Annotated in this window: 6 protein-coding genes; 5 read left to right on the forward strand and 1 reads right to left on the reverse strand. The window is 70.5% G+C overall.

The genetic code is table 11. The features are described from left to right. The 3 genes from VLF38_RS09440 to VLF38_RS09450 all read left to right on the forward strand — a co-directional run. Positions 1–525, forward strand: a 525-nt coding sequence (locus tag VLF38_RS09440) for a hypothetical protein (RefSeq protein WP_325271013.1), incomplete at its 5' end; no start/stop codon positions are given. Between the two features lie 36 nt (positions 526–561). Then, complete coding sequence (dapA, locus tag VLF38_RS09445; RefSeq protein ID WP_325271014.1) at positions 562–1,455, forward strand: 4-hydroxy-tetrahydrodipicolinate synthase; 894 nt, start codon at positions 562–564, stop codon at positions 1,453–1,455. 36 nt (positions 1,456–1,491) lie between these two features. Further along, complete coding sequence (locus VLF38_RS09450; protein WP_325271015.1) at positions 1,492–3,183, forward strand: ribonuclease J; 1,692 nt, start codon at positions 1,492–1,494, stop codon at positions 3,181–3,183. Between the two features lie 72 nt (positions 3,184–3,255). Here VLF38_RS09450 and VLF38_RS09455 read toward each other — a convergent pair whose 3' ends face one another. Beyond that, the gene (locus VLF38_RS09455) at positions 3,256–3,900 is read right to left on the reverse strand and encodes a lysoplasmalogenase (protein WP_325271016.1); all 645 of its coding nucleotides are present in this window, start codon (positions 3,898–3,900) and stop codon (positions 3,256–3,258) included. Between the two features lie 139 nt (positions 3,901–4,039). Here VLF38_RS09455 and VLF38_RS09460 point away from each other — a divergent pair, with 139 nt between their 5' ends. Then, positions 4,040–6,637 (forward strand): FtsK/SpoIIIE family DNA translocase, encoded by a 2,598-nt coding sequence (locus VLF38_RS09460; RefSeq protein WP_325271017.1) that lies wholly within the window; start codon positions 4,040–4,042, stop codon positions 6,635–6,637. Continuing rightward, the gene (locus VLF38_RS09465; protein WP_325271018.1) at positions 6,634–8,439 is read left to right on the forward strand and encodes a helix-turn-helix domain-containing protein; all 1,806 of its coding nucleotides are present in this window, start codon (positions 6,634–6,636) and stop codon (positions 8,437–8,439) included. Before VLF38_RS09460 ends, VLF38_RS09465 begins: the two co-directional genes overlap by 4 nt. The last annotated feature ends 24 nt before the right edge of the window (positions 8,440–8,463 follow it).

An 8,463-nucleotide genomic window follows, 5' to 3' on the forward strand; every position in this document is an offset into this window, starting at 1 on the left:
GCGGCGGGGCTCGGAGCCCTGGCCGTCGCGAGCGTGTGGGGCGCACGCCACCTCGACCTGCTCGACCGTCTCCAGCCCGATCCGGTGACCAGCGAGGGACCGACGGTGATCCCGGCGGCGTCGTCTGCAGCCACGGAGACCCGCGACCCGCTGGAGCGCCTCTTCCCCCTTGCCGCGGCGGGTGCCTGCAAGCTCGACCCGTTGCCGGCCACCCACCGGCTCGAGCGCTGGACCTGCCAGCGCACGGGGTTCCGCGTGGTCCTGACCCGCTGGGACAGCCAGGCCAGTGCGCGGGCGCTCGTGCCGCACGGCGGTGAAGCGGGCGCGCGGGAGCCGTGGCGCCTGGACGGCGTACGGGCGGGCACGCAGTGGACCTGGCGGGCGCCCGGTGGCCCGCGGCCGTTCCGCTGGACCGCCGTCTACAGCGACGTTCCGTACGCCGTGGTGATCGAGGCGAAGGACAAGCCGCGTCGCCGCTTCGCCCGCGAGCACGTGGTGATCCATCCGTCCACGGTGCTCGGGTGACCGACGGCGGAGGCCTCTGGACGATAACCTTGGGGCATGACTGCTCCCGCCGCTCCCTTCGGCCGTGTGCTGACCGCGATGGCAACGGCGTTCACGCCGGCCGGTGAGCTCGACCTCGACGCGATCGTGCGCACCGCGACCCACCTCGTCGACAACGGACACGACGGCATCGTCGTGTCCGGCACGACGGGGGAGTCCGCGACCACGACCATCGCCGAGGACGGACGCACCCTGTCGGCGGTCAAGGACGCGGTCGGTGACCGGGCCACCGTCGTGGCCGGCATCGGCACCAACGACACCCGCCACACCATCGAGCTCGCGGAGCAGGCGGCCAAGCTCGGGGCCGACGGCCTGCTGCTCGTCACGCCCTACTACAACAAGCCCTCGCAGGCCGGCATCGTCAACCACTTCCAGCAGGTCGTCGACGCCACCGACGTCCCGGTGATGCTCTACGACGTCCCGGGCCGCACCGGCACCAAGCTCGCCCCGTCGACGTACGAAGCGTTCGCGGGCAACGAGAAGGTCATCGCGGTCAAGGACGCGGCCGGCGATCCGACGCAGGCGACCTACCTCCGCTCGCTCGGCTACTCCGTCTACTCCGGCGATGACGGGCTCACCCTCGGCTTCCTCGCGTACGGCGCCTGCGGTGTCGTCTCCGTGCTCGGCCACGCGGCCGGCAAGGAGCTGAAGGCGATGGTCGAGGCGTTCCTGGCCGGTGACCTCGCGACCGCGCAGGAGATCAACGCGCGGCTCGTCCCGGCCAACAACGCGGTGATGGGCGTGGCCAACTACGGCGCCACGACCGCGAAGGCTGCGCTCCAGGCGCTGGGCGTGCTCGACAACCGCGCCGTCCGCTCGCCGCTCCTGGCCCTCGACGAGGACGAGTACGCCGCCCTGCGCGCGGGCCTCACCGCGTCCGGGCTCCTCTGACCTGCTTCTCTGACCCTGACACTCCCTAAGGACCCCATGAGCCACCCGCACCTGGAACTCTCCGCCCCCGCCGAGCTCCCCGAGGGAGCCCTGCGCGTCATCCCGCTGGGCGGCCTGGGTGAGGTGGGCCGCAACATGACGGCCTTCGAGTACGCCGGCCGGCTGCTCATCGTCGACTGCGGTGTGCTCTTCCCGGAGGAGAACCACCCGGGTGTCGACCTGATCCTGCCGGACTGGTCCTCCATCCGGCCCGACCTGGACAAGGTCGAGGCTCTGGTGCTGACGCACGGACACGAGGACCACATCGGCGCCACGCCGTACCTCCTGCGCGAGCGTGGGGACATCCCGCTCGTCGGGTCGGAGCTCACGCTGGCCCTGCTCGGCTCGAAGCTGCGCGAGCACCGGCTCCGCGAGACGGTCCACCACAAGGTCAAGGAGGGCGACCGCGTCTCGTTCGGTCCCTTCGACCTCGAGTTCGTCGCGGTCAACCACTCGATCCCGGACGCCCTCGCCGTCGCCATCCGCACCGGTGCGGGCATGGTCCTGCACACCGGTGACTTCAAGATGGACCAGCTGCCGCTGGACGGCCGGATCACCGACCTCCGCGCGTTCGCCCGGCTCGGCGAAGAGGGCGTGGACCTCTTCATGACCGACTCGACGAACGCCGAGGTGCCGGGCTTCACGACGGCCGAGAAGTCGATCGCGCCGACCCTCGACCGGGTCTTCCACCAGTCGTCCCAACGGATCATCGTGGCCTGCTTCGCGTCGCACGTGCACCGCGTCCAGCAGGTCCTCGACGCGGCTGCCGCGCATGGCCGCAAGGTCGGCTACGTCGGTCGCTCGATGGTCCGCAACATGGCGATCGCCGCCGAGCTCGGCTACCTCAACGTGCCGACCGGCGTGCTGGTCGAGGCGAAGGAGCTCGCCAAGCTCCCGCCGGAGAAGCAGGTGCTGATCTCCACGGGCTCCCAGGGCGAGCCGCTCTCGGCCCTGTCGCGGATCGCGCAGCGCAACCACCACTTCGTGCACATCGAGGAGGGCGACACCGTCGTCTTCGCCTCGTCGCTGATCCCCGGCAACGAGAACTCCGTCTACCGGGTCATCAACGGCCTGGCCCGCTGGGGCGCCAATGTCGTGCACAAGGGCAACGCCAACGTGCACGTCTCGGGCCATGCCTCGGCCGGCGAGCTCCTCTACTGCTACAACATCGTCAAGCCGCGCAACGTGCTCCCGGTCCACGGCGAGATCCGGCACATGCAGGCCAACGCCGCGCTGGCTCGCGCCACCGGTGTCCCTGCCGAGCACGTGGTCATCGCCGAGGACGGCGTGGTCGTCGACCTGGTCGACGGCAAGGCGCAGATCGCCGGCAAGGTCGACTGTGGCTACGTCTTCGTCGACGGCTCCTCGATCGGCGACATCACCGAGGCCGACCTCAAGGACCGCCGCGTCCTGGGCGAGGAGGGCTTCATCACCGTCATCACGGTGGTCGACCTCCAGGCCGGCAAGGTGCTCTCGGGCCCCGAGATCCACGCCCGTGGCTTCGCCGAGGACGATTCGGTCTTCGACGAGATCAAGCCCAAGATCGTCACCGCGATCGACAACCTCCTCGCCGAAGGCTGCGACGACCAGCACCAGCTCCAGCAGGCCGTACGCCGCACCATCGGTCGCTGGGTCGGCACCAAGGTGAAGCGTCGCCCCATGATCGTCCCGGTGGTCATCGAGGCCTGATCCGTCGAGGTGGGGCTTGTGGTCCGCCGAGGTGGGGCTTGTGGTCCGTCGAGGTGGGGCTTGTGGTCGTGATCAGCTGAGCAGGCCGGCGACGATCAGCGCCTGACCCACGTGATAGGTCACCATCACCATGAGGTGGCCGCGGGGGAGCGGGCGCACGAATCGGTTGACGCTCAGGATGGAGTCGCTCGCCACGAAGATCGACGCACCCACCGCGATCAGTCCGATGCCGGTCCCGAACGCCGCGAACAGCATCGCGCCGATCACGAGCGTGTACGCCGCTACCGGGATCGCAAGGGTCGGGCCCCCCATCCTCCAGGCCTCGGGAAGCACGTGCCGGGTTGCGACGAGGGCGAGGAACAGGACCGTGAAGGCTGCGCCGACGGGTCCGTCCGTGCCCGTCTGAAGGAACGCGAGCAGGTAGGCGAGGTGCCCGACCAGGAACGCCGCCAGGCCGAGCTTGAAGCGCGGGATCGAGTCCGACAGCAGGGCGATGTCGCCGAGCAGCCCGAAGAAGAGTGCCACGAAGAGCCAGACGGTGATCGACACCGAAGCATCGGGCTCTCCGAAGGAGACCAGTGCTGCTGCCGGCACCGCGATCAGGGCGAGGGTGGCGGCCGGCTTGAGCACCGCCTCCGCCCGGCGGTCTCCGCGCGCGACGGCGACCCAATCGGCGAGGGCGACGAGAGCGAAGAGCGACCACGCGGCGTACGTCATGAGCGGGAGTCTGCACCAGACCCGGATCTCGACGGACCACAAGCCCCACCTCGACGGACCACAAGCCCCACCTCGACGGACGCGACACGCACTCCTGTGGTCCCTGTGACCAGTGGGGCGATCGCCTAGGGTGCTGAGCATGGCGACCCGTACGTCTTCCCCGACGGGTTCGCGAAGCAAGAGCACGTCTCAGGCCTCGCGTTCCCGTAGTACCGGCAGCCAGGCCAAGCGACCCTCGGCGTCCGCGCGCAAGCCTTCCCAGGCCCGCCCGGCACCGCGAGCGGTCCGCAGTGGACCTGGCCCGATCTTCCGTGCCTTCCAGGCGATGTTCCGCGCGCTCGTCGCGATGTGGATGGGCCTTGCTGCCGGCATCGGCTCGATCGCGCGCTCGATCGGCCACACGGCCGGCGAGCTCGAGCCCGAGCACCGCCGCGACGGCGTCGGCCTGTCGCTGATCGGGCTCTCGCTGGTTGTCGCAGCCTCCGTCTGGTGGGACCTCCCGGGGTCCGTCATGGAGGGCACCCGCACCGTGGTGGCCGGCTCGGTCGGCAAGGTCGCCTGGTTCGTCCCGCTCGCGCTGGTCTTCATGGGCTGGCGCACGCTGCGTGACCCCGAGCGCAACGGCCCGGTCGGACGCCAGGTCATCGGCTGGTCGGCGTTCCTCTTCGGCATCCTCGGCATCGTCGACATCTCCAACGGCAGCCCGGAGCCCGGCGACATCGAGGGCCTCCAGGCCGCCGGTGGCGCGATCGGGTTCGTCGTGTCGAGCCTGCTGATGGACCTCCTCCAGACGCCATACGTCGTGGTCCCGCTGCTCGCGCTTGTCGCGGTCTTCGGCATCCTCGTCATCAGCGCGACGCCGGTCTACCTGATCCCCACGCGCCTGCGCGAGCTGCGCGACACCCTGCTCGGCACGCACCATCTGCACGGCGACGCGGCCGATCCGCGTGCTCTCGGGCGCGGCCGCAACCACACGGTCGGCGAGCTCGAGCCGTTCGAGACGCCCATGCTGGAGGACCGCGAGGTCAAGAAGCGCAAGCGCCTGGCCACCGGCATCGAGGAGGGCGACGCGGTCGACGTCGCCGCGTCCTTCGACGGCAGCACGCCCGACGAGGAGCCGACCGGCCCGATCGCTGGTCTGGTCTCCAAGGTCACTCCGAAGCCGCGCACCAAGGCCGAGAAGCCCGAGAAGGCTGAGAAGGCCGAGCTCGAGGCTCCGCCGCACAGCGAGCTCCCGCAGCGCATGGAGCAGCTCTCGCTCTCCGGCGACATCACCTACACGCTGCCCGACTCCAAGGTGCTCAAGGTCGGCGACGCCCACCAGGCACGCACCAAGGCGAGCGACGACATCGTCCACCGCCTGCAGAGCGTGCTCGACGAGTTCGGCATCGACGCCCAGGTCACCGACTACACCCGCGGTCCGACCGTCACGCGCTACGTCGTAGAGGTCGGCACCGGCGTCAAGGTCGAGAAGATCCTCGGCATCCAGAAGAACATCGCGTACGCCGTGGCGAGTGCCGACGTCCGCATCCTCAGCCCGATCCCGGGCAAGTCCGCGGTCGGCGTCGAGATCCCCAACCCAGACAAGGAGATCGTCACCCTCGGTGACGTGCTCCGCTCGGGCAACGCCCGCAACAGCCACCACCCGATGGTCGTCGGCCTCGGCAAGGACGTGGAGGGCGGGTTCGTCGTGGCGAACCTCGCCAAGATGCCGCACCTGCTCGTCGCGGGTGCGACCGGCTCCGGAAAGTCGTCCTTCATCAACTCGATGATCTCGAGCATCCTCATGCGGGCAACGCCCGACGAGGTCCGGATGATCATGGTCGACCCCAAGCGCGTCGAGCTGACGGCGTACGAAGGTGTCCCGCACCTGATCACGCCGATCATCACGAACCCGAAGAAGGCCGCCGAGGCGCTCGAGTGGGTCTGTCGCGAGATGGACATGCGCTACGACGACCTGGCCAACTTCGGCTTCCGCCACATCGACGACTTCAACAAGGCGGTCAAGGCCGGCCAGGTCGAGGTCCCGCCGGGCTCCGAGCGGGTCCTGGCGCCGTATCCGTACCTCCTCGTCATCATCGACGAGCTCGCCGACCTGATGATGGTCGCCCCGCGTGACGTCGAGGCCTCGGTCGTCCGGATCACCCAGCTCGCGCGTGCGGCGGGCATCCACCTGATCCTCGCCACGCAGCGCCCGTCCGTGGACGTCGTCACCGGCCTGATCAAGGCCAACGTGCCGTCCCGTCTCGCCTTCGCGACCTCCAGCCTCGCCGACTCCCGCGTCGTCCTCGACCAGCCCGGCGCCGAGAAGCTGGTCGGCCAGGGTGATGGCCTCTTCCTGCCGATGGGCGCCTCCAAGCCGATCCGGGTACAGGGATCGTGGGTGGGGGACAAGGAGATCGAGGAGGTGGTCCGTCACGTGAAGGGCCAGCTCGAGCCGACCTACATCGAGGAGGTCACTGCGCCGGCGAAGTCCGACAAGGTCCTCGACGACGACATCGGCGACGACCTCGACCTCGTGATCCAGGCAGTTGAGCTCGTGGTGTCTACGCAGTTCGGCTCCACCTCGATGCTCCAGCGCAAGCTGCGTGTCGGCTTCGCGAAGGCCGGTCGCCTCATGGACATCCTCGAGAGCCGCGGCATCGTCGGCCCGTCCGAGGGCTCCAAGGCCCGCGACGTCCTCGTGAAGCCCGACGAAGTCGATTCCGTCATCGCGACCCTGCAGGGGGAGATGTGAGCACCAACCAGGCCATGCAGCAGCCCGACGTCCCGGAGCCGAAGGGTGGCAAGGAGCCGACTTCGTCGATCGTGCTCACGGCCGCGCCGGACGCCGTCGAGGTACGCCGCAACGGCGGCCTCGCCGCGCTGCTCGGTGGCGCGTCGTGTGCGGTGGCGATCGGCTACCTCGCGCGCGCGGCCTCGACGGGTGCCGCCCTCGACTGGGTGCTGGCCGCGGTCCTGGGCGTGCTCGGGGCGTACTACCTCCACGGCTTCGTCGACGCTCGCACGCCGCTGATGGTGGCGGACACCCAGGGTGTCCGGATCCGCCTCGGCCGCGCCTGGCGGGGCATCCCGTGGGGTGGGCTGGCCGCGGTCGAGGTCTCCCCGCGGAGTGGCGTCGCCCGTGACGGCAAGCTGACGCTGGTCCCGCGCAACGCCGAGAAGGTGCTGGCGTCGTTCGACGCGTCGGGCCGCCGACAGGGCCGGCTCGCCGAGCGCCTCTACGGCTCGCCGTTCGCGGTCCCGCTCGGTCTCTCCACCCGGGTCACCGGCGTCGACGAGGACCTCACCACCGCCCTGCGGCAGCTCGCCGGCAGCGGTGCTCGCGTCGTCGAGCTGGTCCCCGAGCACGCGACACCCGCCGCTCCGGTCGAGGTCGTCGAGACCGCGGAGGCCGCGACGTCGGGCCGCCGGTTCCCCGACCCGCGTCCCGTCCTGGCCCATGCCATCTCGCTCGTCTCCGACACCCTGAAGACCCGCGCGGAGGCGCGCTCCGATCGTCGTACGGCGAAGGAGGCGGCAGCCGAGGAGGCGCGCCTCGCCGCCGAGGCCGAGGCTGCTGAAGCAGCCAAGCCGGTCATCGCGTCGCCGACCCCGGCGCCGCTGCGGGCCGCACGGGCTGCGCGCCGGGCCGAGCTGACCTCCGTCGCCACCCCGGCCGCTGGGGACCTCGACGGCCGCGAGCTGCGCCGCCCGGGCTCGGTCGACCTGGTCGAGGAGAAGGCAACCTGGGGCGACCGCGTTCGCCCGCTGGCCCGTGTGCGTGACGCCGTTGAGCCCCTCGTCATCGATGACTTCGCGGTGCAGCCGGCGCCCGACCCGGTCATCGGCCCGGACCTGAAGGCCGCGCGCACGCGCATCGGACTCAGCGTCGAGCAGCTCGCGGATCGCACGCGGATCCGCCCGCACGTGATCGAGTCGATCGAGGTCGACGACTTCGTCCCGTGCGGCGGAGACTTCTACGCCCGCGGCCACCTGCGCACGCTCGCCCGCGTGCTCGGGGTCGACGTCGAGCCGCTGCTCGCGACGTACGACGAGCGCTACGCCGACGCCGAGATCAACCCGCGCCGGGTCTTCGAGGCGGAGCTCGCCTCCGGCATGACCGGTGGCCTGCGGCCGATGAAGGGCGGGCCCAACTGGTCGGTCCTCGTCGCGGCGGTCATGGCGGTCGTGCTCGCCTGGTCGGTCGCCCGCCTGATCATGGACGACCCCGCCGAGGTGCGGACGCCGGCCGGTCCGTCGATCGTCACGGGCCCTGACGGCTCGGGAGTCCCGAACTACCTCGGCACCCAGCCGGTCAAGCTCCACCTCGAAGGACTCGAGGACGGCGCGCGGGTGGTCGTCAAGGACGACGACGGCAACATCGCCTTCCGCGGCGAGATCGGCCCGGCGACCGGTCACGAGCTCACCGTCATGCCGCCGCTGACCGTCAAGGTGCTCGACCAGGGTGCCGTCCAGGTCACGATCAACGGCAAGGACAAGGGCGTCCTCGACGGCGCCACCACCCAGTCGGGCAGGACGTTCAACCCGAAGCAGTGAGCCTCAGGACGACGCCGCGGGGCG

It is taken from the genome of Nocardioides sp., from assembly GCF_035481145.1.
Classification (GTDB): domain Bacteria; phylum Actinomycetota; class Actinomycetes; order Propionibacteriales; family Nocardioidaceae; genus Nocardioides.

Bases quoted from the DNA above. Each gene is read 5' to 3' on its own strand.
- VLF38_RS09460 (WP_325271017.1), top strand. From the start codon at position 4,040: ATGGCGACCCGTACGTCTTCCCCGACGGGTTCGCGAAGCAAGAGCACG.
- VLF38_RS09450 (WP_325271015.1), top strand. From the start codon at position 1,492: ATGAGCCACCCGCACCTGGAACTCTCCGCCCCCGCCGAGCTCCCCGAG.
- dapA (WP_325271014.1), top strand. From the start codon at position 562: ATGACTGCTCCCGCCGCTCCCTTCGGCCGTGTGCTGACCGCGATGGCA.
- VLF38_RS09455 (WP_325271016.1), bottom strand. From the start codon at position 3,900: ATGACGTACGCCGCGTGGTCGCTCTTCGCTCTCGTCGCCCTCGCCGAT.